The 25711-nt window shown below is 56.5% G+C and carries 18 protein-coding genes; 15 read left to right on the forward strand and 3 right to left on the reverse strand.

Features of this window, described 5'->3' with window-relative positions; translation table 11 throughout:
* The first annotated feature begins 403 nt into the window (after positions 1-403).
* From AC0V6Z_RS03895 to AC0V6Z_RS03935, 9 genes are all read left to right on the forward strand, one after another.
* Positions 404-3043 (forward strand): hypothetical protein, encoded by a 2640-nt coding sequence (locus AC0V6Z_RS03895; protein ID WP_472640078.1) that lies wholly within the window; start codon positions 404-406, stop codon positions 3041-3043.
* Positions 3043-3450 (forward strand): response regulator transcription factor, encoded by a 408-nt coding sequence (locus AC0V6Z_RS03900; RefSeq protein WP_472640079.1) that lies wholly within the window; start codon positions 3043-3045, stop codon positions 3448-3450. The genes AC0V6Z_RS03895 and AC0V6Z_RS03900 overlap by 1 nt, the downstream gene beginning before the upstream one ends.
* A 12-nt stretch (positions 3451-3462) precedes the next feature.
* The gene (locus tag AC0V6Z_RS03905) at positions 3463-4689 is read left to right on the forward strand and encodes a poly-gamma-glutamate biosynthesis protein PgsC/CapC (RefSeq protein WP_472640080.1); all 1227 of its coding nucleotides are present in this window, start codon (positions 3463-3465) and stop codon (positions 4687-4689) included.
* Positions 4690-6021: 1332 nt separating this feature from the next.
* A complete protein-coding gene (locus AC0V6Z_RS03910; RefSeq protein WP_472640082.1) occupies positions 6022-6807 on the forward strand; it encodes a hypothetical protein in 786 nt (261 codons plus the stop codon).
* Positions 6804-7667: a hypothetical protein gene (locus AC0V6Z_RS03915; protein WP_472640083.1), complete on the forward strand. Its 864-nt coding sequence runs from the start codon at positions 6804-6806 to the stop codon at positions 7665-7667. The genes AC0V6Z_RS03910 and AC0V6Z_RS03915 overlap by 4 nt, the downstream gene beginning before the upstream one ends.
* A gap of 51 nt (positions 7668-7718) precedes the next feature.
* Positions 7719-9683 (forward strand): hypothetical protein, encoded by a 1965-nt coding sequence (locus AC0V6Z_RS03920; RefSeq protein WP_472640084.1) that lies wholly within the window; start codon positions 7719-7721, stop codon positions 9681-9683.
* Positions 9680-11848 carry a hypothetical protein gene (locus AC0V6Z_RS03925; RefSeq protein ID WP_472640085.1) on the forward strand — a complete coding sequence of 723 codons (2169 nt, stop codon included), beginning with the start codon at positions 9680-9682 and terminating at the stop codon, positions 11846-11848. The genes AC0V6Z_RS03920 and AC0V6Z_RS03925 overlap by 4 nt, the downstream gene beginning before the upstream one ends.
* Before the next feature lie 209 nt (positions 11849-12057).
* Complete coding sequence (locus AC0V6Z_RS03930) at positions 12058-12480, forward strand: plasmid mobilization protein (protein ID WP_472640086.1); 423 nt, start codon at positions 12058-12060, stop codon at positions 12478-12480.
* A complete protein-coding gene (locus AC0V6Z_RS03935) occupies positions 12477-13730 on the forward strand; it encodes a relaxase/mobilization nuclease domain-containing protein (RefSeq protein WP_472640087.1) in 1254 nt (417 codons plus the stop codon). Before AC0V6Z_RS03930 ends, AC0V6Z_RS03935 begins: the two co-directional genes overlap by 4 nt.
* A gap of 110 nt (positions 13731-13840) precedes the next feature.
* Here the strand turns inward: AC0V6Z_RS03935 and AC0V6Z_RS03940 are convergent, their stop codons facing one another.
* Both AC0V6Z_RS03940 and AC0V6Z_RS03945 read right to left on the reverse strand, forming a co-directional pair.
* On the reverse strand, positions 13841-15781 hold the full coding sequence (locus tag AC0V6Z_RS03940; RefSeq protein WP_472640088.1) for a YadA-like family protein: 1941 nt from the start codon (positions 15779-15781) through the stop codon (positions 13841-13843).
* A 196-nt stretch (positions 15782-15977) separates the two neighbouring features.
* Positions 15978-16592 (reverse strand): LuxR C-terminal-related transcriptional regulator, encoded by a 615-nt coding sequence (locus tag AC0V6Z_RS03945; protein WP_472640839.1) that lies wholly within the window; start codon positions 16590-16592, stop codon positions 15978-15980.
* A 23-nt stretch (positions 16593-16615) separates the two neighbouring features.
* Between AC0V6Z_RS03945 and AC0V6Z_RS03950 the strand changes: the two genes are divergently transcribed.
* The gene (locus AC0V6Z_RS03950) at positions 16616-18607 is read left to right on the forward strand and encodes a sensor histidine kinase (protein WP_472640089.1); all 1992 of its coding nucleotides are present in this window, start codon (positions 16616-16618) and stop codon (positions 18605-18607) included.
* A 588-nt stretch (positions 18608-19195) separates the two neighbouring features.
* Here AC0V6Z_RS03950 and AC0V6Z_RS03955 read toward each other — a convergent pair.
* Positions 19196-19567: a hypothetical protein gene (locus tag AC0V6Z_RS03955; protein ID WP_472640090.1), complete on the reverse strand. Its 372-nt coding sequence runs from the start codon at positions 19565-19567 to the stop codon at positions 19196-19198.
* Between the two features lie 89 nt (positions 19568-19656).
* On the opposite strand from AC0V6Z_RS03955, the gene AC0V6Z_RS03960 reads away from it, so the two are divergent.
* The 5 genes from AC0V6Z_RS03960 (at position 19657) to AC0V6Z_RS03980 (ending at position 24921) form a co-directional block, all read left to right on the forward strand.
* Entirely contained in the window at positions 19657-19896 is a 240-nt protein-coding gene (locus tag AC0V6Z_RS03960; protein WP_486176433.1) for a hypothetical protein, read from the forward strand.
* 96 nt (positions 19897-19992) lie between these two features.
* Positions 19993-22044, forward strand: a complete 2052-nt coding sequence (locus AC0V6Z_RS03965) for a hypothetical protein (RefSeq protein WP_472640092.1) — start codon at positions 19993-19995, stop codon at positions 22042-22044.
* 142 nt (positions 22045-22186) lie between these two features.
* The gene (locus tag AC0V6Z_RS03970) at positions 22187-23611 is read left to right on the forward strand and encodes an RHS repeat domain-containing protein (protein WP_472640093.1); all 1425 of its coding nucleotides are present in this window, start codon (positions 22187-22189) and stop codon (positions 23609-23611) included.
* On the forward strand, positions 23598-24749 hold the full coding sequence (locus AC0V6Z_RS03975) for an RHS repeat-associated core domain-containing protein (RefSeq protein ID WP_472640094.1): 1152 nt from the start codon (positions 23598-23600) through the stop codon (positions 24747-24749). Before AC0V6Z_RS03970 ends, AC0V6Z_RS03975 begins: the two co-directional genes overlap by 14 nt.
* On the forward strand, positions 24736-24921 hold the full coding sequence (locus tag AC0V6Z_RS03980) for a hypothetical protein (RefSeq protein WP_472640095.1): 186 nt from the start codon (positions 24736-24738) through the stop codon (positions 24919-24921). Before AC0V6Z_RS03975 ends, AC0V6Z_RS03980 begins: the two co-directional genes overlap by 14 nt.
* The last annotated feature ends 790 nt before the right edge of the window (positions 24922-25711 follow it).

Genomic DNA, 25711 nt, shown 5'->3' on the forward strand with positions numbered 1-25711 from the left:
CGAGCTAACGATGTTTGCCTAAGCCAGAACCCTAAAAGCGTTCACTCCTTCGTGACGTCATTTTAGGTGCCGTGCGCCATACAGCCACCAGTGGTACGTGGGCCGTGTAGCCCCCTTAATAAACAAGCCTGTGATGATTAACGTATAATTAGTGATAATTCCTTAGCGCCAGACCCTGAATAGTAACCATGAAAGGCAGCTTTGCTGGCTGCTTGGCCGGATTGTTTCGGCCGCGCCCACCAAGACATGGCCGATTGAACGGCCAGTTTGACTGGGAAAACTAAGGGGGTCTGGGGCATATTGGCAGTTGGGTAAGCATCGCCATCATTCTCGCATCCGTCCGCATAGCGGCAAGAGCGAATGAGGCTGCGTCATCCCATTATCTGCTGATCCCACACATATCGTGACCGCGCTTTCGCCCACACCTACCCTGGAAGACAGCAAGCCATCAGGCGGTGCGCATGCGCGCGCGAACACGCGCAACTCGCGGCGCATGCGCGCTGTCCGGCGCGAGCTGCTGGGCCAATGGCTTGGCCCGCTGCTGGTCGCGATTGCACTGGCTGCCCTTCATCAGCTTGGCGCCTTTACGCAAGTGGATGGGCGGTTCTTCGATGCCGTCACCGTCAACCAAGCGGGCAGCCAGCCCAGCGTCGTGGTGATCGAGCGTGATCCCGCTTTCGCCGCGCAAGACCCAGCCAAGTTCACAGCATTGGAACGCTCGCTTGCCAATCTTGGCGTTGAGCGGATCGGCTATCTCAGCGCTGACCGTGGCCGCGTCGCCTCAAGCGCTGTTCCCGTCATCATTGGCCTGCCAGCGCAGCAACTACCCGAAAATGAAAGCTGGAAGCTGGAAGCCACAGGCACTGTCGGATCGGCCATACCCACGGCGCGGACCTTGGCTCCGGCGCAATATGGCATCAACCGCGTGCAATCAGCGACCCTTCCTGGGCGCAGCGAGACCATAGCGGTGTTTGACGCAGCACTCGCTGACAAAAAGCCGCCACGCGGTGAATTTCTGGTGCCGATGCCAAACCGTCAAAGCATCCCGATCCTGAAGGCCAGCCAACTAACCAACGGCGAGATCCAGCCGGGCGAGTTAGCCGGTCTGGTCGCCATGGTGGTTCAGCCAGAGGCGCTGCGCGGATCGCTCAGCACGCCGCTTAGTCCGAATGATCATTCCACCAGCGAGGCGATTTTCCGCGCCCACACAGTGAACGCACTCAGGACAGATCAAATCAGCTATTACGCCCACGATTGGCAGGTGTGGGTAATGCTGCTCGCGCTCGGCGCGCTGCTATCGCTGGTCTACCGCGAGACCGATCCCAAGCGGCTGGCGGTGCTCATACCCATCAGTTTCAGCCTGTTGATCGCCGCGGCCTGCTGGGCCGTTTTGCTGTTTACGGCCACTTTGCTGCCCGTGGCCGCACTGATGCTGGCCCCATGGATCATCACCTTCCAGCGTGTGATCGAGCGCGAAACTTCGCAAGATCGCCGCTTGGAACGCACCGCCTCGCGCGCGGTGCAAAGCTCATTCAATCGCTCGGCCCTGCGTGAAGGCGCACGCCTGCCGCAGCTGCTGGGTTCCGCCGCACAATATGCCGGGGTTGAGCGCAGCCTGTTGGTCGAATTGCTACCCAATGGCCAGCTACAGCCGGTCGCGGGCAACAACGCCTCGATCGAAGACATTGCCATTGCGCCAAAACAGCTCGCCGCGATCTTGAAGGACCTGCGCGCGACCTTTGCGGTGCGCGATGCCGCCGATATCGTGCCTAGCTGGGCAGGCGAAGCACGGATCGGCTGGGTCGGCGCGGGCGATCAGCAATTGTTCTGGCTCCACACCCGACCAGACACCGCCACACCGGGCAAATCGGCGCATCTGGTGCGCGCAATTGTCACAAGTTTCCGCGAGCTGTTCCGCTGGCGCGCTGATCTCAACGCGCGGGCCAGCCAGGAAAGCCGCTATCTGCCGCTCGATGATAAGGTCGCAAGCGCCATCGCACTGGTCGCCAACGAATCTGAGCAAGTGCGCCGCGGGTTCGACACGATCGACACCGCGGTTATCATCTTCCACCTGATCGGCTCTCCCCTGCACGCCAATGAAGCGATGCAGGAGCTGTACCGTGAGGCAGGGCTCAACCTGTTCGACACCTCGCTGTCAGAGGCTTTGCTGGCGCTCACTGAACTCGATGCAGAGCGTGTCGAGGCCCTGATCGAAGACCTGATGCTCAACGGCTCTGAAATGCGCATGCCGATGCGTGATCTGGGCGACGGCAATCGCCAGAGCGAGCGGATGCTGCGCCTCGCCGCACCTGTCAGCCATGCGCACGGCGCGGATCGTATTCTGGTGCTGGAAGCGATTGATATGCGCGATGTGAACCGCGCCGCTGACCTGCGCAAAGCGGTGGCGAAATTCATCGATCTGCAATTGCGCAATGATTTTGAAGCGATCCTGCTTGGCTCTCAGCTCGCCAGTGATGAGCGCCTGGCCAGCGAGCAAGTGCGCAGCGTGGTTGAACGCATTAGCGAAACCGCCCGCCGCGCCACCAGCCGCCTTGACGAAGTTGCTGGCTTGATCCGCTCTGAAACGCGTGACCTGACCGAGGCCTGCTATCCAGTGGACGCCGCCGCTGTTGCCAAAGATGCGATTGCCCGCGCCTCCACTCTGGCAGATGAGCTGGGCGTTATTATCGAAGCGGAGCACCCAAGCGTCAGCGGTTTCACTCTGGCAGAGCCCAATGCGCTGGCTGATATGCTGGTCGCAATGCTGCGCGTGGTGATCGCCGATACGCCGCAGCACGGCGTGGTCAAACTGAAGCTCGAGGAGCTGCAAGGGCGCACACACATCCGGATTTCTGGCGGCTTTGGGATCGGCTTTGACCGGCTATTGTGGCTGATCGCCAATTACGAAGAAGGCGCGGTCGGCGAATACCGCGTGATTGGCGAAGGTATGGCCAAGGTCACGCGCTGGTCGGCCAGCGTTTCCTATTGGGGCAGCCAGTCCAATGGCTTTGGTTTTAACGTAGATTTGCGAGGGGTCGGCTGATGGCGGCGCGTATTCTGGTGATCGATGACGATCCCATTCTGGCGGGGCTGTTGCAGCTGACGTTGCAACTCGAAGGCTATGAAGTCGACGTGGCGAGCGACGGAGATGCGGGCCTTAAACAGGTGAAGGCCACACGCTTTGACTTGATCCTGCTCGATCTTGTCATGCCGAAGATTGACGGAATCAAATTCCTGCGTCTGCTAGCGGAGAGCGACGCGCATCGCCCGCCGGTAATGATCGTGTCCTCTGCAACCGAAGAGAAGCTGACCGAGCAGCACCTCGCCCTGGGCGTGGTCGATATTGCCCGAAAGCCAGTGGAGCCTGCTGAGCTGGTCAAGCGCGCCGCGCGCGCGCTGGCTGGCGGAACCGCGCCTGTCTCGGCTGGCACAGCAGCGGAGCAGGGCTGAGACGAGCGCGCCGTGGACCTTTTTCCTCTCACCATATTTCCTGAAGGCGGATTGGCCGGATCGATCATCACGACCGTGTGGATCGGTGTGTTCGTCATGTGCTTTTTCAACCTGCGCTATGGCTGGGTGCTGTCAGGTCTGGTGGTGCCGGGCTATCTCGTACCGCTGATGATCGTGAAGCCGTTTGCGGCGCTCGTGATCAGCGTCGAGGCGGTGGTCGCTTACCTCATCGTCTGGGTTTTTTCTCAAAAGCTCGCGCCGGGCCGATTCCCCAGCTTGTTTGGCCGCGACCGCTTTATGGGCCTCATACTCGCCAGCATCGCAGTGCGGCTATCATTTGATGGCCTGCTGCTGCCGGAATTTTCCGGCTGGCTAGAGGAAAACTTTGACCGGCGGATCGATTGGGAAAACAATCTGCAAAGCTTCGGCCTCGTCATCATCTCGCTGATGGCGAACCAGTTTTGGAAGCCGGGGCTGAAGCGCGGCCTGCCGATGGCCTGCGTTACGATTGGCCTCACCTATCTGATCGTGCGTTACGGTCTGATGGAGATTACCAATTTCCGCATCAGCGGCGTGTTCTACCTCTATGAAGGGCTGGCAAGCTCGATCCTCGCCGGTCCCAAAGCCTATATCATCCTGACACTGACTGCGCTGATCGCGAGCCATTACAACGTCAAATATGGCTGGGATTTCTCCGGTATTCTGATCCCGGCGCTAATCGCGCTGCAATGGTATCAGCCGACCAAAATCCTGACCTCGTTCGGCGAAGCCATCCTGATCTATTGCATCGCGCGAATGATCCTGCAGCTGCCGTTTATGGCTAATGTCACGCTAGAGGGCGGGCGCAAATTGCTGCTATTCTTCAACATCAGCTTCGCTTGGAAAATGGCGCTGGGCTGGTTCATCGTGTGGCAGGGTATAGACGTAAAGACGACCGATTTCTTCGGTTTCGGCTATTTGCTCTCCACACTGATCGCGATCAAAGCGCATGATAAAGACATCTTCCCGCGCCTTGCCCGCTCAACCTTGCAGGTCAGCCTGGCTAGGCGCAGTGATCGGCAATTTCGTAGGGTTCACGCTGACCGCTGCGACCGCGCGCGCACCGTGGAACGATGGACCTATCCAAGCCGACGGTCTGCGATCTGGCCATTCGCCCCAACTCAACGCACTGATCGTGAACGCGGTTGGCGATGCGCACACCCGCATGATGCGCGGCGCGGCCCAGCCCCTGTCGAATGAGGGGCGCAGAACCCTCTCGCGATTGGTCGAATTGATCGAAGAAGGCGTGCCTGAAATCGCGCCGGAATTCCACCAACGCGCCAGCGGTTGGCGTCTGCTCAGGATCGAGGATGGACGCCTGGCGATCATCCGCGATGACGACAAAGGCGCAGAATTGCTGGTGTTTGACCCCAATGCTGCACGCGACGAGGCGATTATTCTGCCCGACCCGACGGCCATGCCAGGGCTCGCCAATGCCGCCCTCGCCTTGCAGCGCAATCAGGATGCTCGATGGCTGGTGCTCGCCGCGCCTGCGCCAGCCGGTCGAACCAGCGACAGCAATGTCGCGCAGATATTCATCGATGCGACTGAGACCGCACATATTGTGATCAGCGCAGCAGGTCCGGGCTCTGCCTCACGCTTTGCCTTTGCCGATGGCGCAGCCGCCGCCGCCAATGTTGCGGCGCTGCGCCAAGTTGCGCCTGACCTAAAAGTCAGCCTGGCTGGCGAAGGGCGCGGACTGCGCGGTGATTACGCGACATTGGAGCTGAGCGAGGCGTCCTTGCGCCATATCGCCAGCCTGACCGCGCCCGCTCGACGAGCGGAGCAGCCCAAAGTGTGCACTCTGTCCCGCAGTGCGGCCGAAGACAGCCATTGGAACGACCTGCCTCAGCTGGCCTTTGCCCGGTTTGAAATTGCCGCGCCCATGATTGAGCGCGTGCGCGCTGGTGAAGCACCTAAGATCGCCAGTGCGGCGGCGCAAATGGCCGGCATGGACATCACCCGCTGCCGCTTCGGCTCCAAAATACACTGGAGCCTGTCTGCCGCTGGCCGCGATGAAGGCAATATCTTCCTCGCCGAGGGGCAAGAGCCACAAAAGGCAGTTTTGACCTTCGAAAACTCACGCGGTGTCCTACCCGCTAGAATTGGCGTAGCGGTGCACCGCGAATGGAACTCCGGCGCATTATTTGTCGCCACTCGAAGCGACAGTTTCCTGCGCGATCCGAACACAATCTTTGATGTAACATGGCAGGAATGGGTCCGCAGCCAAGAGGGCGTGGCTGACCCCATGATATTCCAACTGCGCGCCCGCCCACGCGAGGCGGTCGATTATCAGGGCGGTGTTGATGTGCTCGTTGCGAAAGATCGGATCGGGCCAGAACAGCCCGCGTTTGGCGAGGTTATCTCGGCCCTGCGCAGCGCCGGGTTGCGCGCTGAAACGGTTACCAATGCCCACCATCAGGCGGGCATGGAGGCCCGCCCCAGCATGTCGCTGCGCTATATCGAAAGCACCAGCGAACGGCGCTATGCCTTTGGCTGGTTGATGTTCTCTGGCATCGGGGAGCGGGCGGAATGACCTTATCCCAGCTTGCCAAGACTCTGGTGTTTTCTTTGCTGGCGCTGGCATCTGGCTGGGCCGGACGCGAATACGCACTTCCGCTCGCCAGCTATCTTACCGATGTGCGCGATATCACCGCGCGCGATGCCCGCATTTCTAAGCGCTCCATTGTCTACCGCATTCCAGAGAATGAACCGCTCGCCTTCAGCTTTTCCCAGCTGGCGACCAAGGCCAAAATCCTGCTCGCCCCCTCAGTAACAGAAGACGTCCGCGGCCTGGAGAACGGCTTTGTTTACGGCTTGCGGATGCGCTGGATCGGCGCAAATGGCGAAGAAATTTCCGTCCATGATGCCTATCTTCAGGCGGATTCCCCCGATGTCGTGTTTGCCTCGGGCAACACTTGGCGGTTCTTCCGCACACAGCCAGAATTGGTTGCCGAGCAAGACCAATTGCTGGTCGAAAGCCCAACGCCCGCTGCGCGGCTAGAGCTGGAAATGTTCGACATTGACCGCGGCATTCTGGGTGTCGATGTGCAGGTTTTTGAACAGCACACCTATCTCGGGTCTCAGTCTCTGGCGGCTTACCAACGGCTGAACGATGAAACGCGCGAACGGATGGCTGAGCCTAATGCGTTTCCAACCGATATGCTGACACGCGATGAGCGCCTGCATCTTGGCCGCAATCAATGGCGCGCGGTTGGTCCATTGGGCATTAGCGGGCGCGATTACACTATGCTGGTGCTATATGAGGCATCGCGCGACGATATCTCGGACAGCTTTGGTGAAGGAAGCGCGCCATGAGCCGCGCGAAGCCAATATTGGCGGGCGGTGCAGCGGCGGCGATTGTCGCGGGCGCGGCCTATCTGTTCCCCCCATTTAGCGGGGTTCAGGGCACAGCCATGGCAGGCAATGCTGAGCTGGCCCGCGCGCAAAGCGCCTTTGCAGAGCTGCTCAGCGGCAACAAAGGTGGCTTGGCAGACCTTGAAGGGATGGGCCTTAAGGCATCGGCCGTGCCCGACGCGCCGGACGCTGTGCTGCTGAGTGAAGGCACTGGCGATTGTCAGGCACGCGGAATTTATTGGGTCCGCGAAGGAGCCGCTCGACCGCTGGCGATCGCCGCGCCGCACCGCGGATCAGACCGCCACACCGGTAGTCTCGCTTCCGCTTTGTTTCTGGAAACAGGCGCGCAGGCCGCCGCCTGGAATTCTGCGCCGCGTCGCAAGATCAGCGGGTGCGAGCACGCGCTCGATCTGGTCCGCACCAAGGATCATTTGTTCAGCGCCTTCGCACTTGGCTTTGCTGAAGCCGCGCCAAACGGCCTGAACGTGCAGTTGCACGGGTTCGACGGGGAACGCCGAGACAGCATAGCTGCGCAGAGCGCCGGCATGATCCTCAGCAATGGCACCGAAGAACCGAGCGAGCGGCTGCTGGATCTGGCGGACTGCCTAAGCATCGCCTTCGCGCCCGTTCCTGTGCTCGTCTATCCCGGCGACACTGGGGAGCTGGGCGCGCTCTCGAATGCTCAGGGGCAATTGCTGCGTGAGGCCGGGTTTGACGGTTTTGTCCATATCGAAATCTCCGCTGGCCTGCGCGCCGCAATGGTCGAAGACGGCGCCTTACGCGCAAAGTTGGCCGCATGTCTGGTGGAGGCCTCGGCATGAGCGTCCACGCCAAGATTGAAGCTGGGCTCGCCGCGCCTCAGGAGCGCATGCTTGCGGACCGCTTGGCAGCTCGGCCTTGCGCCTAAAATGCGCCCCGTTTTCGAGGATGTACACGCTGAAATCTTGGCGATGGCGTCCAAGCAAAGTGAATTTGCCGATCCACGTACGCACGCCGAATTGCTCGCGCGATATTGCACCAAACAAAGCGATTCCATCGCCGCACTGGCCAATGCCGAGCGCGAGTTTCAGACCCGCCACGCCAACGCCATTGACCAGGCCGAACAGCGCGCCGCGATCCTTGATTTCGCCCGTGCATTGGGAGCGGACCGCAAGCAATTGAACAGCGACCGCAAGGCGTTCGATACCTATTTCGATGCCGATGCGGCGGTTGAGCGGTTCCATAAACGCGTTGGTGAACGCGAGCGCGCCCTGGCCCATGCGGTTGAGCGGCTCGGCCTGATCGCCGCCGATGCGGTCGCGGCTGACCCCATGATGGTCCACACCGCATTCTTCGTCGATCTGTTCGACGATCTGCTGGACGCGATGCGCAGCTGGCGCGGGGATGCGCGCATCCGCTACGCCGCACACACCTGCCTCGCGACCATCGCCAAGCAAATCGACCATTGGCCCTTTGGCGCCTGGCTGGAGGCTGTACTGAGCGCGACGCGCCGGGTGTGCCTGGATGAAAGCGAAGATGTATGGGTGCAATGCGCCGCCTTTGACGCACTGCTCGCGCTTTCGCCCAAGTCCATAGCGACCGCAGTGAACGCTCGGCTGAAGCAGCCGCTCTCGGCCAAGCTGGCGCGTGCGGCGGACAATGAGCTGTTCCTGCGTCGCCATCTGGTGCGCCTGCTGAGCGCAAACTTTGCGCTCGATGAAGCGTTTGCGAGGTTGCTGAAGAAACTGGGCGAAGACGAAAGCGGCGCCGTGCGTCAATCGCTCGCCGATACACTGCACCTGCTGCCAAAGCCTGTCGCGGCTGAGACGATTGTCGCCCTGCGCGATGATAGCGACACGCAAGTTCGCGCCGCAATCTTCGCCGATGTCCCGCGCATGCTGCGGGCGATGACGCCGGACATTTACGCCGCACATATCGGCCATATTCTGGCTCATGACAGCGATGAATTCGTGCTGCGTATCACACTCGATGCAGCATCAACGCTTGCCGCCTTCTGCCGCCAGTCGGACGATCTGGGATGTGACCAGACCATCGCTCAAATCCGCCAGCATATTGCCATGTTTCAGGCGCGCCGCCTTTCGCCCAAGCTGCTGCGCTGGGCTGATGACGCGGCTGAACGGGCATGGCTGATGTCAGACCTTGATGCGCTCGAGATTGCCGAAGCCATCCGAGAGGTCACCCGCGACCAGTTGGAGGCGGAAATCCGCCCGATCAAAGCACTCAAACCTTGGCTCGACAAAGACAGTGAGCAGGTCGGTAGGGTGATGGCCGTGCTCGCTCAGAACGATTTTGGCCTCTCGCTTAAGACCGGTCGCCGTCCGCGCATTCAGCGTGGCGAATGGATCAAACGGCGGCTGTGGCGCGTCCTGTTCGAAGGGCGCAATTCCGCCACCGATAAACGCCAGGCGCATATTCACACCACCGGACGCCATTATTTCGGCGCGATACTGGCCCCAAGCGCACGCATGGCCGAACTCGCCCCCACTAAAGTTCCGGGCGAACCCCTGTTTGAAAGCAGCGAGGGCGGCTGGCGCAATTACCTGCCACTGATCGATATGGTGCTGGCTGCATTGGACCAAGGCGAGCCGATTGAGATATTCACCAGTGCCGGGATCACAACCCTGACCCCGCTCGCTGGCCTGTACAGCCGCGCGCGCGCATTCTGGCGCATCTCGCGCGGGTCTGCGCCGCTCGCCAATCAGCGCAACCGAGAGCCTGCGGAATTCCTTGAGGCCCTGCGCGACCATGGGGTCGAGACCACGTTTCGCGGCTATGACGCGGACAGCCCAGCCAATCCCGAAATCGCCAAGTTTTTCGGGGCGGAGGAGCCAGCATGATCGATACGCTCGCCCCTCTCGCGGACAAGGCTCTGGTCTATGCCTCCACGGTCTATGAGAACAATCTCATCGAGCTGGCGATCTTCCTTATCGCCGCCAGCCTGTGGTTCTTCACCCGGCATATCGCGCTTGGCTGGTACGCTCGGCGTCTGCGCAAATCGCTGAGCCTGGTGCTGGGCGGTTGGGGCACGCGCGGCAAATCCGGCACGGAGCGGCTGAAGGCAGGCCTGATGAATGCGGTTGGCCCCTCTATCGTATCCAAAACCACTGGCTGCGAGGCAATGTTCCTGATCGGCACGCCGTTTGGCGGCCTCACCGAAATGTTCCTGTTCCGCCCCTATGACAAGGCGACCATCTGGGAGCAATTCAACCTGATGAAGACCTCCAAGGGTCTGAAAACCCGCGTGTTCCTATGGGAATGCATGGGCCTCAATCCCGATTATGTTCGCGTGCTGCAGCAGGATTGGATGCGCGACGATATTGGCACTATCACCAACACCTATCCCGATCATGAGGACGTCCAAGGCCCGGCTGGACGCAATATTCCAGAGGTCATGTGCGAGTTCATTCCGAACGGATCGCAGCTGCTCACGACCGAAGAGGAAATGCTGCCTATCCTGCAAGAGGGCGCGGCCAAAGGCCAGACAGACATGCGCACTGTAGGCTGGAAAGAAGCCGGACTGGTGCATCAGGATCTGCTCGACCGTTTCCCCTATGAAGAGCACCCCTATAACATCGCCCTGGTAACCGCGATGGGCGATGAGCTGGGTCTGGGCCACGATTATTGCGTGCGCGAAATGTCGGACCGGGTGGTAGCCGATTTGGGCGTGCTCAAGACCTATCCGCGTTCCACGATCAATGGCCGCACACTGGAATTTATCATGGGCATGTCGGCCAATGAACGCTTTGGCGCGATGGGCAATTGGGACCGGATGGGCATGGCCGAACATGACCTTGCGAAAGACCCAGAGATCTTCATCAGTACCGTCGTCAACAATCGCGCCGACCGCGTTCCGCGTAGCCGCGTGTTCGCGCGCATGCTGGTGCATGATGTCGCGGCCGACCGCCACGTGCTGATCGGATCGAATGTCGAGGGGCTGATTGGCTTCATCAACGAGGAATGGGAGGCCTATGCCGCCAACCTCACCCTATTTGAAGATGACACCGAGCCACTGGCGAAATTGGAAGCCCTGACCAAGCATCAGCGCATCGCTCAGAACCAGGCGAGCCTCGATGGACTGCTGACAGCTATGCTTGCACCGCAGGCAGATGTGCTGAGCGCGGCAGACGCGATTGCAGCGGCCAAATCTAGCCAGCTCGCCGAGACATTGAGCGGCGCCGGCGTCCAAAACTACGAGGCCATTCTCGCGCATTACGAAACCATGGCAGAAAACACGCGCGCCCTCGCCGAGCTCCAGCAAGCGGTCGCCGAAGGCGGCGATCCGGCTACTCTTGATGCACAAATGCACGCGCTGCTGAGCAAAGCCTTCAAGGCCAAGCTGCTGCCGGTACGCGACACCTATACGAAGGGTGAGGCGATTGTGCGCCTGGTCGCCGACAGCACCCCACCGGGCCTAACCAATCGCATCATGGGCATGCAGAACATCAAGGGCACTGGCCTTGACTGGGTTTACCGCTGGCAGGCGTGGGAAACGGTCGCCAAGGCGTGCGAGCAGCTCGCCTCTGACGAGCCGACCGAGATTGAGCGTGGATACCGCGCGCTCGCCAGCTTCCAGGAGTTCGGCATTCTGAGCGAACGGGCGGTTCTGGAAAGTATCGCGTCTGCCCGCACGCACCTCAATTCCCTGGCGAGCATTTCGCCAGCGCAATTGGACGCTCTCACCGCGCGGCTCGACAAACAAGTGCGCGCACAGGATCCGATCGACGCGAATGACGATGGCAGCGATGATGAAGCGCGGAGCGCCCTTAAAGAAACGGCCGATCGTCTGATCAATATGGCGGAGGGCTTTATCGACCCGAGCGATGCCGTGCGCCGCCGCCGTACCTCTGACAAAATCTACAAGGCACTGATCGCGGAGCAGGTATCCCTGCAACGCGCGGCGGCAGAACTCAAAGAAATCACCTCACGGCAAAAAGGCGGCTGGCTGTCCAAATCGATCAAACAGCGCGGCGGTCGGCTGCTCTCATTCAGGAAAGCGGCGTAATTGCGGGACTTGTGAAGGTGCATGCGAGTGACGGCTGCTTTGTGAGAGGCGTGTGGAGTGTGGCACGCGCCGAGATCTGAGATCTCAAAGCACCACACCAAAATGGCGCACCTAGAAGGAGAGACTTCGAACGCGCTTTTTGATACTTTAGCACAATGGAACGACCATCTCAAAGCTTCTGACTTGAAGGGAAATGATGGGCCGAAACCATGACGGGTTCGGTTCACGAGACTTTCAATGAGGCGGCTGGTAGCAAGCGAGAAAAGCCTGATTATGGTAAGCCTGTATCTGTGCGCTTCACACAAGAAGAGCGATTAGAGCTTGAGCGCAAGGCGGGTGACTTGACGCTCAGCGCCTATGTGCGAGCCCGCTGTATCGGCGAAGAGGCCTCTGCGCATCGCACACGAGGCAAACGTCCCATCAAGGACTTTGAGGAACTGGGGCGAGTGCTGGGTGCGCTTGGTCGCTCTCAGCTTTCTAACAATCTGAACCAACTGGCTCGGGCTGCGAATAGCGGAACGCTGGAGCTGCCACATCAGACGCAGGCTGCGATTGAAGATGCTGCTGGCGATATAGCCTTCATCCGCGAGTCTCTCGTTAAGGCCCTAGGCCTACAGGAGCGTGCGCCATGATCTTTGTCGGCAATTCACGCGGGGGCGGTCAAAACTTGGCTCGCCATTTGATGAGCCCTGAGAATGAGCATGTGACCGTCCAGGAGATTTCCGGCTTCTCTGGCGATGATCTGGCCTCAGCTTTCAAAGAAGCGGAAGCGACAGCACGCGGAACGCGCTGCCAAAAATACCTGTTCTCGCTCAGTCTTAATCCTCCGGCTTCTGAAAAGGTTGGAACTGATGTTTTCCTGGACACGATAACAGAAGCGGAAAAACGGCTCGGCCTTGCTGGCCAGCCGCGAGCTGTGGTCTTCCATGAGAAAGGCGACCGCAGGCATTGTCATGTCGTATGGAGCCGCATTGATTGCGAAGAGATGAGGGCCATTCCCCTAGCCTTCACAAAACGCAAGCTGATGGAGCTCTCGAAGGAAATCTATCTTGATAGAGGTTGGGAAATGCCGGGTGGCTTCATTCAACCCGCATTGCGAGACCCGAAGAACCTGACACTTGCTGAATGGCAACAAGCCAAGCGGGTTGGGCAGGATTCTCGTGAACTCAAAGCCATCTTCCAATCGTGCTGGAAACAATCAGACGATCAGAAGTCTTTTGGTAATGCGCTCCAGCAACATGGCCTTGCTTTGGCTAGGGGAGATCGTCGTGGCTTTGTCGCTACCGACATCAATGGCGAGGTTTATGCCATCGCGAGATGGTGCGGCGTAAAAACCAAAGACGTGCGCAATCGTCTTGGCGAAGCCAAGGCTTTGCCATCGCTGGACCAAGCGCAGGCGAGTTTAGCTGAACGCGTCATTCCTAGCCTTCAAAAACTCGAAAAGGCGCAAGCCCAACAACGCAAGCGCCTTTTGGAGCAGCAGGAGCGTGCAGTGTGGGAACTCACCGCAAAACACCAAGCTGAGCGACATGCCCTGAGCGATCGTCACGAAAAACGCGCATTCAGGGAGCTCGAAATTAGACAAGCCCGCTTCAATAAGGGGTTGCGCGGTTTGTTTGATCGTATCACTGGCGCTCACAGCAAGATGAAGAAGCAAAACGAATTTGAAGCTTCTCAAGCATCGAAGCGTGACCAACAAGAGCGCGATACAATAGTGCATCGCCATCTGAGCGAAAAGCGCGACAGCCTGAAACGCAACAGCGATGTCCTGAAAAAAGCACAGCGCCTAACACGCGAGCTGGGTCGCGATCTCACGCGCCTCAAAGAAAGGAGTGGTGCTGATCGTCCTTCTGGCAGTGGGCCCGGTCGCGATGTCCGTTAGTTGAGTGACCGTCTCAAAAGCAGCTATTCGGCAAACGACTCAAATACAGACATTCGAAAGAGCAAGAATGGGTCAGGAGAGGTTTACTCCTGACCCAATAGTCTTGAGTTTTAGAACTCTCCTGCGATGCCTGCCCGCACGCTGGTGGAGTTGCCGCCTGCGTAGGTTACCCCTGCGGTGATGGCGAAGTCGCCTTCGAACCGATGCATCAGTCCAGCGGAGAAACCAACTTCGCCGCGGTACGTCGCGACATTGCTGGCATAGCTGGTTTTACCCGCTGCACTTGGGAAGTGCGGAGAGGCTTGCGCAGCGATGGAAGCAATGCCCCGCTGTGCATCGCGGTCAATTGTGCTGGTGAGGTCGAACAAAGTGTTCACCCTTCCTGACAGCGCATCGAACTGAGCGGTTCCCACTTGTGAAACGGTGTTGAGGGCGCGGCGGACATTGTCGACTGAGGCGGCGGTTGCAACGCTCTGGCGGCCAAGCGTGCCATTCGCGTCGACGGTCACTGCATCCACGGGGCCAACCTGCGCAGCCGTGGAGGCGTCAATGTCGCCAATCCGCACCGAGGATCCATCTCCGCCCAGCGCAACCTGATTGTTCGCAGTGGACGCTGCCTGAAAGCCAACTGCGGTCGAATTGTTGTGCGTCACGCTCGCCTCGCGGCCAACAGCGGTACCAAATTGTGCGGTTACCTCGCTTGAGCTGCCCACCGCTGTACCCGCGCTGCCGCTGACATTGGCTTGAAAACCAACCGCAGCCGCTGAGTTGGCTGTCGCAGCGATGTTCACACTAGTCCCAATGCCGGTTGAGAAAGCGCCTTCTACCAGAGCGGAGTTGCCAATAGCGGTCGCGTTCAAGGCCCGTGCCCGTGAACCCGTCCCAAAGGCCGACGTCCCGTTCGAAGTCGCGACCGAGCGCGCACCCACAGCCGTTGCCAAAGCGCCATTGGTCCGCGCCCTTGCGCCAAACACAGACGCCTCCTGACCAATCGCATTCGTACCAGACCCCACAGCACTCGCATCCTGACTGCTCGCAACAGAATCCACACCAAGCGCAATGGCATCATCAGCCGATGCTGTAGCATCCGTGCCAAGCGCAATGGAGGCAGAACCGGTCGCTTGAGCTCCATCGCCAAAGAGGTCATCACCGTCTCCGCCAATTGCAATGGATCCAACTCCCGTTGCATTGGCGCGTCCTCCAATTGCAGTCGCGTGCGCACTGCTAGCCCTAGCGAAATACCCAATGCTTGTCGCTTCGAACTGAGTGGCTTCTGAGTCCACGCCCAGCGCAACCGCATTGGTGGCAGTAGCTCTTGAAAGCGCACCAATACTGGTGGATCGCAGCCCCGTGGCCTGCGTCAAATAACCCAAGGCGCTGGCATTTTCTGCCGTAGCAGTTGAATTGGCGCCAATAGTGGTGGAATGGGTGCCTCTTGCAAAAGCCCCAACGCCAAAAGCGCTAGCTCTGTTCTGCGATGCTTCTGAGCCGGAACCAACGGCGGTAGAGAACGTGCTAGAAGCTTCGGCACTTGAACCTAGTGCAGTCGCGCTTTCTTGAGTCGCCTCGGCTCTCTGACCAATGGCGGTTCCATTCACGCCGCTTACTAGCGCTTCGTGTCCAACCGCTGTTGCAGCCCCTGCGGCGCCCCCCACAGTGCGTGCGCCAATAGCAATACTTCCTCTCCCGCCATTGGCAATCGCATCCAGACCGATTGCGATTGAGTCTTGAGCGGAGGCTCTTGCTCCATTGGTGCCGCTGTCTGCGGAATCGGCGCCAATGGCTATCGTACCTGCGCCATTGGCCAATGCGAGATTGCCTATTGCAATGGAGCTAGAGCCTGTAGCTCGGGCACCCACTCCGCAGGCGACGCTGTTGTCGCGATTTAACGAGTCCGCTCCACCATCATTGTCGCGGAATGTAATGTTGTCATCGGCATTGCCATCATTGTCGCGGTCGAGCAGGCAATCGTCTGCCTTGACCGTTTGCGGAGTCACTATCGTTGCTGACACCGCAACGACGGCCGCTGCCCCCATCAAAATTCTGCGCATATGTTTTCTCCCTGATGTCATTCACGGGAGCGGGATAGTTAGAGGTTTTTGAGCTGTCGTGAGGCGGATCCCTCATATTGTATTATTGGAGCCGAATTTGGTTGGTTTGGCGAGGAAAATGAGGGACTATCCCTCTTCAGATCGGCAGGCCAAGGTCTGTTTCGGCAATAGGAGGCGCGCTATGATTTCGAGGAGGCTACAATTGGCTGGATTGGTCCAGCAGGCCTTCTTTCAGAGCATAAGCGATCAATTGAGCGACCGAGTGAACATCAAGCTTGGCCATCAGTCGGGTGCGATGATTGTCGACCGTTTTGGCACTCACGCCCAAACGCTGCGCGATTTCGATATTGTTGTATCCGTCGGCAATCAAATGCAAAACTTGGCGTTCGCGCGACGTCAAAGGAGCTGCTTTGGACAGCTTTTCCAGTACGGCAAGCGTATCTTTGGAAACATAGGAGCCGCCGTTCAAGACAACTTTGAATCCCTTGCGCATTTCATCCGGCGCGTCCGACTTCAGAAACAACCCATCAACCTCTGCGGCGATCCAATCGGCAAGATGTCCTTTGGCAGTAAAGCCCGTAATAACAACAACGCGAGTCTGCGGACTCCACCGGCGCACTTCAACGAACGCTTCCATACCCTTGGCAAGGGGCATGCCTGCATCAAGGGTAAGCAATGCCGGCTGCAATTCCTTGGCCAGCGAAATCGCTTCCAAGCCGTTTTCCGCCTCACCCACAACTTTGACGTCAGAAGCTTCTTCGAGGATCGCGCGCAAACCGTCACGAACAACCGCGTGATCATCCGCGATCACAGCGTGATGTGGGCCAATCGGCAATGACAAGCGTACCTCTCCTCAAAAGCATAGCAACCCTATGCCCGTGGTTTGCCATTGTCTTGTATTTTGTGCTCGGCATTACACCGATTGCTGCGCAGACGCTCGAGCTAAACACGGACAATGATGATGTAGATATCATTCCACACTTGCTAATCGTGGGCGATCATACCTTCGATTTCCAAGACAATGCGCAGCGACAAAGTGTGGCGCAAAATGCGCTTGAGGCGCCAGAATTTGAGCTAGTCACTCAAGAAAAGATGGGCGAGCGGCTTTGGGCTTATGTGCGGATCAAAAATGCGTCGGAAAGCGGCATAAGTAGGGTTCTGGATTCGGAGCATTTCACGAATAGGGGCTACGCGGTTTATTTGGAGCGCGCTGGCATACCGGAGCTCATCTTGGATTCTCGAGAACCGGCCGTTGAGATCAAAGATCGTCTACGTCCAGAACTCTTCCTTGCTTCCAATCCTATCGTTCTAGAGCCTCAAGAAACGGTCGGATTATGGGTTCAATTCGAATCAAAAAGCGGTGACAGCGCATTCCCAATGTATCTGAGGTCTGAGGCCATTTTGACGGATCATCGGACTAAGCACTCCAAAATCAATCTAATGTTCTATGGAGTGAGCGTCACCCTTCTTATTTTTCTAGTACTTTTGTCATTTCTACTTAAGTCTCGACCTGCTCGTTTCTATGCCGTTTTCCTTTTAGGAATGATATGTCTTAACCTGCAACAGGATGGATACTTCAGCTTATTCTTATACTCGGGTGATAGTATTTGGAATGTCTATACGCGGATGTTCTGGCAGGTGATTATGGTGGTGTTCTACCTGCTCTTTATGACCTCGTTTCTGAACCTCAGAAACCGCCATCCAATCCTATCCAAAGTCCCTGCCATCTTCATTCTTTTCGTTTTTCTCTACGGCCTTTCCTATCCGATCTGGGGCGTAACGGAACTGTACCGCTATGGTATATCAGGAATCGGCGTGATCTTTGGTTTTCTGAGCGTCGCATTCATCGTCTTGGCGTTCAAAGCAAGGACCGATGGAAGGTGGTTTTTTGTGGCTGGGGTTGGGATTTTTCTCAGCTATTTAGCATATAGCCTCGCCAACGGATTCCTCTGGGAATATGGCTTCAACTTTGAAGTGATCGCGACGGTGAAGGTTTTGCAGTTGCTGGATGCTTCGGTGTTTTCCGCTGCGATGCTGCGTCAAACATTTGTCCTGCGCCAGCAGCGCGATGCGGCGTTAAACAGCGAATTGGCAGCAACGCAAGAAAGCCTGACCGCAACACGGCTTCAGCTCGAGGCTGAACGAGATCGAGACCGTGCAAAGGTCTTGGCTGAGAAGCATAGAGAGCGATTGGCCATGACCAGCCATGATCTTCGGCAACCGCTTACTAGCCTGCAACTCGCGCTCGAACAGGCCGAAACATCTGATCCTGATCTCAAAAGCAAACTGGCATCGGGTTTGGAATATCTCAATGTCGTGCTGGGCTACACACTTAGGAGCACAAGGCCGAGTGCAGATGGTGCGGATGAACATGTGGCACCAACCGAAAAAGTTCCGATCCAAGTCGTCTTCGACAATCTCGAGCGGATGTTCGGTGCCGAAGCGAAGGCAAAAGGACTGGAACTGAGATTCGACCCCTCTGCGGCGACCGTAAGAACTGACGCCATCGCACTAGTTCGCATGCTGTCCAACCTTATCTCCAACGGAATCAAATACACCGATGAAGGTTTAGTAGAAGTTTTGTGTGTCGAAGAAGGCGATAGTGCCTCAATCAAGGTTCGTGACGGCGGGAGTGGCTTAACCGAAGCGCAATTGGCACGTTTCAAGGAACCCTATGAGCGCAATGAAAGCGATGACGACGGAGAAGGTTTGGGTCTACATATTGTCACAACAATGGCGAAACAGTCGAGTTTACTATTCGATGCAGAAAGCTCCGTAGGTGAAGGCACGGTCTTCAGGTTGGGCGGCTTTCCGATATGCACTTAACGTCCGCTTTCACTCCCAAAAACCGGACATTGAAGACCGGAAGGTGAGTGACTGCTTTCGGACGCGGTCTCGTTGTGCTCGAACGTCCAAAACTGGACCGTGTTTGGACGTTTTCTTATGCCAGAGCATTAACAATAATTCTGCTGAGAAGCATCAGATCGGTAATTTTTTCGGGCTGAAAATGCTGGTGCGAGATCAGAATTTGATCTCGTCTCGAGTGCAAATTGATTGCAGCGCTTCCGTCAGCAAATTGCCTTGTTTTCTGTCTTTGTTCCCGCCCTCAAAACTCAAGCCATCTTGATTCTGTATTCCTATGGAACAGCTTCCCCTAGCTTTCGGCTTGGTCCTCGTGGACCGAGAACAGAAAATGTGCGGACAACCTATCGTATTGCGATGGATGCTCACTCTAGGAAATTTTCGACTTGACCTATTTACTTCAAAATACTCTTATGCAGTCAAAGGGGAGAGCAAAAATGAACCGACATTCTTTGTACGTGGGGTCATCGCTTGCTGCTCTTTGTTTGGCCTACGCCGCTAATGCTCAGCAAAGCACAGAAACTTACTCATATGATGCTTTGGGTCGATTGATTACCACCAAAACGGTTGGCGGCCAAAACAATAATGATACGCATTCCATTTGTTATGACGACGCGGGCAATAGGACGCAATATTTAGCAACTTCCAATGGCTCTGCCGCGAGTTGTTCGGGCGCAACCCCTCCTCCGCCACCTCCGCCTCCGCCGCCTCCGCCACCTCCGCCTCCGCCACCTCCGCCACCTCCTCCGTGGGACGACTGTGGGCCGTATATCTGTTTCTAGCTGTCAACGATTTAGGGATGCGCAGACAATTTCGGTGAGAGAGCAGTGCGAATTGCAAACAAGCACTGAGTTTTTGAAGTGATTGAGAGAATGATGAGAAGATCAATATCGAAACAAACAAGCGCAATTGTTTGCGTTGCATTGGTAAGCGCCTCGATTGCGTTTTCCTTTTCAGGTTCGTTAGTATCCAAAGCGTATGCACAAACACCAACGCTAATCTGCATGGATCGAATGACCAGCGGACGCCCCAATGGGGATTTACGCTTCAAAGCTATTCTGAAGCCATCATTTCAGGGAGCGTTCGCAGAAAGTGGGTATGAAGTTGCCGAGTGCGATGCGCTTACCAATGACGTGGTGGTATATCGCGATCAACTCTGCGGTTTTGCTGACAATGCACCGCAAGAAATCGCGCACAGATTTACGAGCGTGCATGGTGTTTCAGCTCGGTTGTTATGTGATGCGGTGCTCTGAGCGCTTCGCTCATTTGGCTGTTTGTCAAAACTGCTTTCGCAGCGGGATGCGAATGAAAACGGGAGGTCAAGGGTGGGAAAGGCTTGGATTGGGCGGTTGAGCGTTATTGGGTTTGGGCTACTCGCGTTCACGTCGACCAGTGCGTTAGCGCAGTATGCCAATGATGACATCACCGATCTGACGCCGCCTGAAGTGCCAATCGTTGATGATCATTTTGTAAATATCCAAACAAGTGCCCTAGATATTACGGTTCCAGGCCTCACCATTGGGCAAGGAAATTTGACGCTTGCATACAATGTTAAGACCGAAGGCAGCTATTTTCGTGGCGGACACTACAATGGCTATGAGGGCTTTATCCAACTTTGTGATGTCGCGGACCAGTTGAACTACGGCCGCGGATGTCGGTTCTATGGTGGCGGCAACGCACTGCAGGTGCGATTTGGTCATTTGCGCGAAACTTTCTATCAGTCCGGAAATATTTGGAAGCCTGCGAACCAACGTGGCGCTAAGTTTGAGGACCTGGGTAGCACCTGTCTTTACACCACGCGAGACGGTGTGAAGGTGCGATATGAATCAAGGCGGGAAACAGGTCGCCCCCATTGTTTAAGCAATGAAATCCTGGATGTAACATATCCTGATGGCCGCGAGCACGTCTATACAGGGGCCGGAACGAACGATCTTGCAGCGACGAACATTCGAACGAACTACGGTTTAATGCTCAAAATGCGCAGCGGAGCCAATTCGAACGCGTTTAATCGAGGAATAGATGAGGTCGATGCAGTCAATCTTGCGGTCGATTATTGCGTCGAAGATTTGGTGTATTGCGATTTCAGCAGAGCTTGGCCATCGGTGAAAATCGAGAAGCGCGCCTTTTCGATTTCGCCTGCGGAAAACTATCGACCGAATTACGGATACATCGGCAGCCTCAACTACGAAACCGACGTCATTGATTACATGGGCAATACGACCCGTTTTACAATGGACAGCCTCGGACGGATTAAACGCTACCAACCTGCCGGTAGCACACAAGCTCCGTATGTTTACGTTTACTGCACTGAGTTGAACGCCTCGGATAGTGGCCAAAATATGGTCAACTGTTTCAATCCTCCGGAGTATTATAGGTTTCTCGATGGTGATTGGACGGCGAGTGGGTCTATTGATCCAAAGCTCCTTGAGCGCAATTATCATCGCAACAAGATCACTAACTCTTCTCTCTATTCTAATACCATCGAGTACATAAATAATAGCACCAGAGACGGTCCATCTTATTTGCCCTTCACACGCTGGACTGCTGGTGGATCAGGGGGGACTGCGCGAAGAGTTAGAGGAACAGGCAACTCAACGCCTGGCCTCCCGCACTATGGCGGTGCGACTATTTCGGTATCGGACAACAGAGGTAACTATGCTCATTATGAGGCAACCAATCGCAATTTTGTAAAGACCGTTGCATCTGATGGCCAAACGCCTGTTACCCTTGACTACGATAGCCGCGGCAATGTTATCAAAACATCTCAACCTCTGAATTCACAGCCCGGTTCACCGCGCATCGAAACGACCGCTTCCTACAGTTCCACCTGCTCCAATCAGGTGGTTTGCAACAAGCCCAATTCGACTACTGATGCGAAAGGCAATACCACCAACTATACATATGACCCCACTCATGGCGGCGTGCTCAAGATAACTGGCCCTGCCGATACCAACGGCATTCGTCCTCAGACTCGGTTCTTCTACACCAAGCGCCATGTTTGGACGAAAAGCAGTTCGGGCGGGTACAGCAGAGAGCCAACCGGCATTTGGCTCCTGACATCCCAAGAGTTCTGCAAGACCACAGCGGCGAGCGGAAATGGCTGTACGGGCGGCGCGGCGGATGAGGTAGTCACTACCTATGATTACGGCCCTGACAGTGGTCCCAACAACTTGTGGCTGCGCGGTATGGTCGTGACAGCAGATGGGCAATCACTTCGGACCTGCTATCGCTACAGTGCCTGGGGTAAGAAGCTGAGTGAGACCCAGCCAAAAGCCGGCCTGACTTCGTGCCCTGATCCATTGATGGTCGCAGCTCCTCCAACGCCGCCACCGCCACCGCCTCCGCCAGAGCCAACACCACCTCCATCTCCTCCGCCATGCATCACCTATGTGAACTGCTGATTAGTGGGAGACAGTAAGATGAAACTGACTGGTCTATCCGCACGCAAATTTGCCTTTGCGCTTCTTCTTTCAGCGAGCTTTGGGAGCACCTCAGCGGCCAGCGCGCAGTCTGCTCCATCGGACTACACAACTGTTGTTCGCTATGATGCGTCTGGCTAAGCAAGCAGGTACTATCGCTCCCGATCCAGACGGGACTGGGCCACTCAAGCATGCAGCTACACGCACTTCGTATGACGACGAAGGCCGACCGATAAAGGTTGAGACTGGCGAACTGTCTAGTTGGAAGAGTGAAGCACTTGATCCCAGTGACTGGGGTGGATCATTCACGGTCTTGAGTAGCACTGAAACGAGCTATGACCCTTATGGCCGTAAGAGCAAGGTAGTTACAAAAGGTAATAATCACGTAGCAACAAGCGTTGTCCAATATAGCTATGACAGCGCGGGTCGCCCACAATGTACAACCGTGCGGATGAACCCATCACAGTTCAACAGCCTTCCAACCAGCGCGTGCTCACTCGGCACCCAGGGATCGCATGGCCCCGACCGGATCGAGCAGACGACTTATGATGGTCAATCCCGCGTTCTCAAGATTGAGCGAGCCGTAGGTACGCCGCTTCAACAGGATTATGTCACTTACACTTATGAAGGTTCCGATCGTGTCCCGCAAACAATCAAAGACGCGAATGGCAACTTAGCAAAGCACACTTACGATGGCTTTAAGCGGCTCGTCGCTTGGCAATTCCCGAAGAAATCAAATGGCGCAGAGACCGCGCCTTGCAACATCGGGACAGTAACCGAACGTAGCATTGGCGGTGTGCTGGTTTCTGGCCCTGTCGATGCGCGTGGCTCAAGCGACGACTGCGAAAAATACAGTTATGATCGCAATGGCAATCGAGTTCGTCAGGTAAAGCGCGATGGCTCGGTGATCAATTACGAATACGACAACCTCAATCGCATGACCAAGAAGCTCGTGCCTGCACGATCTGGTCTCAACACGATCCACACCCGCGATGTCCACTACAGCTATGATCTACGTGGGTTACCGTTTGTCACTCGTTTTGACTCGCTTTCAGGACCGGGGCAGGTCAATTTCTACGACGGCTTCGGGCGGTTAAAGCATACGCATGACAACACATCCGGGATCGGACGAAACCTCAACTATTTGCACGACGCCAACGGCAATCGGACGGAAATCAAGCATCCTGATCTGCAGGTCTTCCGCTACAATTACGACAAGCTCAACCGGCTTGCGGGGATCAGGCAAGGCTCCACTTGGCTAGGCAATTTCTGGTATAACCAGCGCGGGTTGCCCGATCGGCTGTCTTGGCAATACCACGCTTTGAGCGATCATATGCGCAGCTTTGAGTATGATGCGGTTGGGCGGCTCGAAGAGATTGATCTCGATGTCCATTACGGCTCATCTGACGTCACCTGGAATTACACCCGCAATGCGGCCTCGCAGATATCGAGCGAGACGCAGAGCAATGATGCCTACAGCTGGGATGGTCACGTTAATCTCAATCGCAGCTACACGACCAATGGTCTCAATCAATATGAGAGCGCTTAGCTCAGCCAGCTTCACTTACGATGCCAATGGCAATCTAACCTCTGATGGTACCAACACTTATACCTATGATATTGAGAACCGCCTGGTACGGGTGGTGGATGGCGATGGCCATGCTGCCAATCTCTACTACGATCCGTTGGGCAGACTTTACCGCACGACGTCAAACAAACCGGGCTACGGTCAAATAAATTACCTCTATGATGGCAATGCGCTGGTCGCAGAGTATCTTAGCAATGGCACTATGGCCAAGCGCTATGTTCACGGCGCCGATCCGGGCGCGGATGATCCGCTGATTGAGTACCAAGGCGCGTCGATCTCCAACGCCCATCGTAAGTTCCTCCATGCTGATCCGCGAGGAAGCATCGTCGCAGTAACTGAATACCGCGGCGCCACCATCGCAAAGAACACCTACGACGAATACGGCATCCCGGGGTCTACCAACACTGGGCGGTTCCAATACACCGGCCAGGCGTGGTTTCCAGAGATCGGCCTCTATTACTACAAAGCCCGGTTCTACTCACCGACGCTGGGCCGGTTCCTCCAAACCGATCCCATCGGATATGAAGACCAGTACAACCTCTACGCATACGTCGGAAATGATCCTATCAACGGCGTTGATCCGACGGGGCTGCAAGCGGCCTCGTTACCGACAAGCTCATGCAACGAGCAAAGATGTACCGTAACTTGGCAAACCAATACGCCAGGGGGACACATATTGTCTCAAGCAGCAAAGGGAGCTGTTGCCGTTTGGAATGCAGGCGTTGCACTCTACAATGGCAACAGCTCAGATACCAGCGATGAGAGCGTCCCAGCTCCAGTCACACAGGCTGATGTAGAAAAGCGGCATGAGGGCGTAACCGTCTACAGAGTTTGGGGTGGCGGAGCTGGACCGAATGGTCGTTCTTGGACCCCCATCGACCCACGCAGCCTCCCTGATGTGCGCGACAATCTAGGTTTACCTGACGTAAACACAGCGGAAAACCTGACAACTGGGAGGCTTGTTGATACAACTGGCATAGTTGTAAAACCGGCCGATCCGCTTGATGGGAATCGTGGAGGGGCACCTGAAATTTTTGTCCCAAATCCGACGGCGCAGGTCGAGGTATTAGATCAGGAACCATTCGATGAGCGACAATAAAGAGAACTTAAGTGGCATGACAGTCAACGAACGTTTAGGCGTTCGCGGTCTATTTGAGGCATATGACGAGGCGGTCAAAAATCGTGATCGATCTCGCTTGGCTGAGATTTTACGCCAAGTGGAGGTTGACGAACCCTCAATCGCTCTGACGATTGCAAAGCAAATTGGCTAATGCTCGACATGGTCTTGTCAGACTAACTCGGGATTTCTGATTTGACGTGCTCGCGGCTGACTTTGAGCCGCAAGTCGAGAGCCAAACCGCCAAGCCCGTTCGAGGGTTTTAGCTGATCACCTGAAGGCATTAGTTTTGTGGTGATGATGCATGTCCGCTTGCACCCCCAATCTCGGTCATTACAAGCAGCACCAGTTGGTGACGAAAGCGGACATTCACAATTGTGCCGGTCCACCAATCCAATCGGCGGGAGCTTGGTCGAGGGCTTCCAAAGGGGCTGCCGAAACGCCCCTTTCGGTTATGGGGTCAAGGGGAGCTCGAAGGCTCCTTTTGTCGATGGGATTTCACAAGGGAGCTGCGAAACGCTCTCTTTGATCTTTCTGAAAGAAGCGATGGGTTTGCAAAGGGAGAGCGAAGTCTCACTTGCGAGTGATTGACCGACGATACGGTCTTTGGTGCGGAATATGGCTCTGACATCTGGCCTATTGCCAGATCCTCAGGATGCCTGCTTGCCGCGCCAAGGGCGAGAGGGATGCAACGGGAGAGCGCTTAGCGTCTCCCTTGCCAAGGTCAGCGTTGTTCAAAATTTTTCAAATTTTGTAATACAACGCACACCTTGCCTTCGTTCTTATTCTATCCGTGTAAGACAAAGTTGCCTTTGTAGTACAAAGGCCAGCCTCAAGCTCAGAGGGCAAATAGCTCCACCCTCACCGCCTCGTCAAAACCTGGCTGGACAGACCACCGGCTCAACAGGCACTAAAAGGGGGCGACGCCCCGCCGACAGGCCGCG

It is taken from the genome of Erythrobacter sp. SN6-5 (assembly GCF_057364945.1).

Excerpts from the sequence above, each read along its gene's own strand:
- AC0V6Z_RS03955 (WP_472640090.1), bottom strand. The coding sequence starts at position 19,567 with ATGCAACGCAAACAATTGCGCTTGTTTGTTTCGATATTGATCTTCTCA.
- AC0V6Z_RS03950 (WP_472640089.1), top strand. The coding sequence starts at position 16,616 with ATGACAAGCGTACCTCTCCTCAAAAGCATAGCAACCCTATGCCCGTGG.
- AC0V6Z_RS03970 (WP_472640093.1), top strand. The coding sequence starts at position 22,187 with ATGATGCGTCTGGCTAAGCAAGCAGGTACTATCGCTCCCGATCCAGAC.
- AC0V6Z_RS03915 (WP_472640083.1), top strand. The coding sequence starts at position 6,804 with ATGAGCCGCGCGAAGCCAATATTGGCGGGCGGTGCAGCGGCGGCGATT.
- AC0V6Z_RS03960 (WP_486176433.1), top strand. The coding sequence starts at position 19,657 with ATGACCAGCGGACGCCCCAATGGGGATTTACGCTTCAAAGCTATTCTG.
- AC0V6Z_RS03940 (WP_472640088.1), bottom strand. The coding sequence starts at position 15,781 with ATGCGCAGAATTTTGATGGGGGCAGCGGCCGTCGTTGCGGTGTCAGCA.
- AC0V6Z_RS03925 (WP_472640085.1), top strand. The coding sequence starts at position 9,680 with ATGATCGATACGCTCGCCCCTCTCGCGGACAAGGCTCTGGTCTATGCC.
- AC0V6Z_RS03980 (WP_472640095.1), top strand. The coding sequence starts at position 24,736 with ATGAGCGACAATAAAGAGAACTTAAGTGGCATGACAGTCAACGAACGT.
- AC0V6Z_RS03930 (WP_472640086.1), top strand. The coding sequence starts at position 12,058 with ATGACGGGTTCGGTTCACGAGACTTTCAATGAGGCGGCTGGTAGCAAG.
- AC0V6Z_RS03910 (WP_472640082.1), top strand. The coding sequence starts at position 6,022 with ATGACCTTATCCCAGCTTGCCAAGACTCTGGTGTTTTCTTTGCTGGCG.
- AC0V6Z_RS03975 (WP_472640094.1), top strand. The coding sequence starts at position 23,598 with ATGAGAGCGCTTAGCTCAGCCAGCTTCACTTACGATGCCAATGGCAAT.
- AC0V6Z_RS03935 (WP_472640087.1), top strand. The coding sequence starts at position 12,477 with ATGATCTTTGTCGGCAATTCACGCGGGGGCGGTCAAAACTTGGCTCGC.
- AC0V6Z_RS03900 (WP_472640079.1), top strand. The coding sequence starts at position 3,043 with ATGGCGGCGCGTATTCTGGTGATCGATGACGATCCCATTCTGGCGGGG.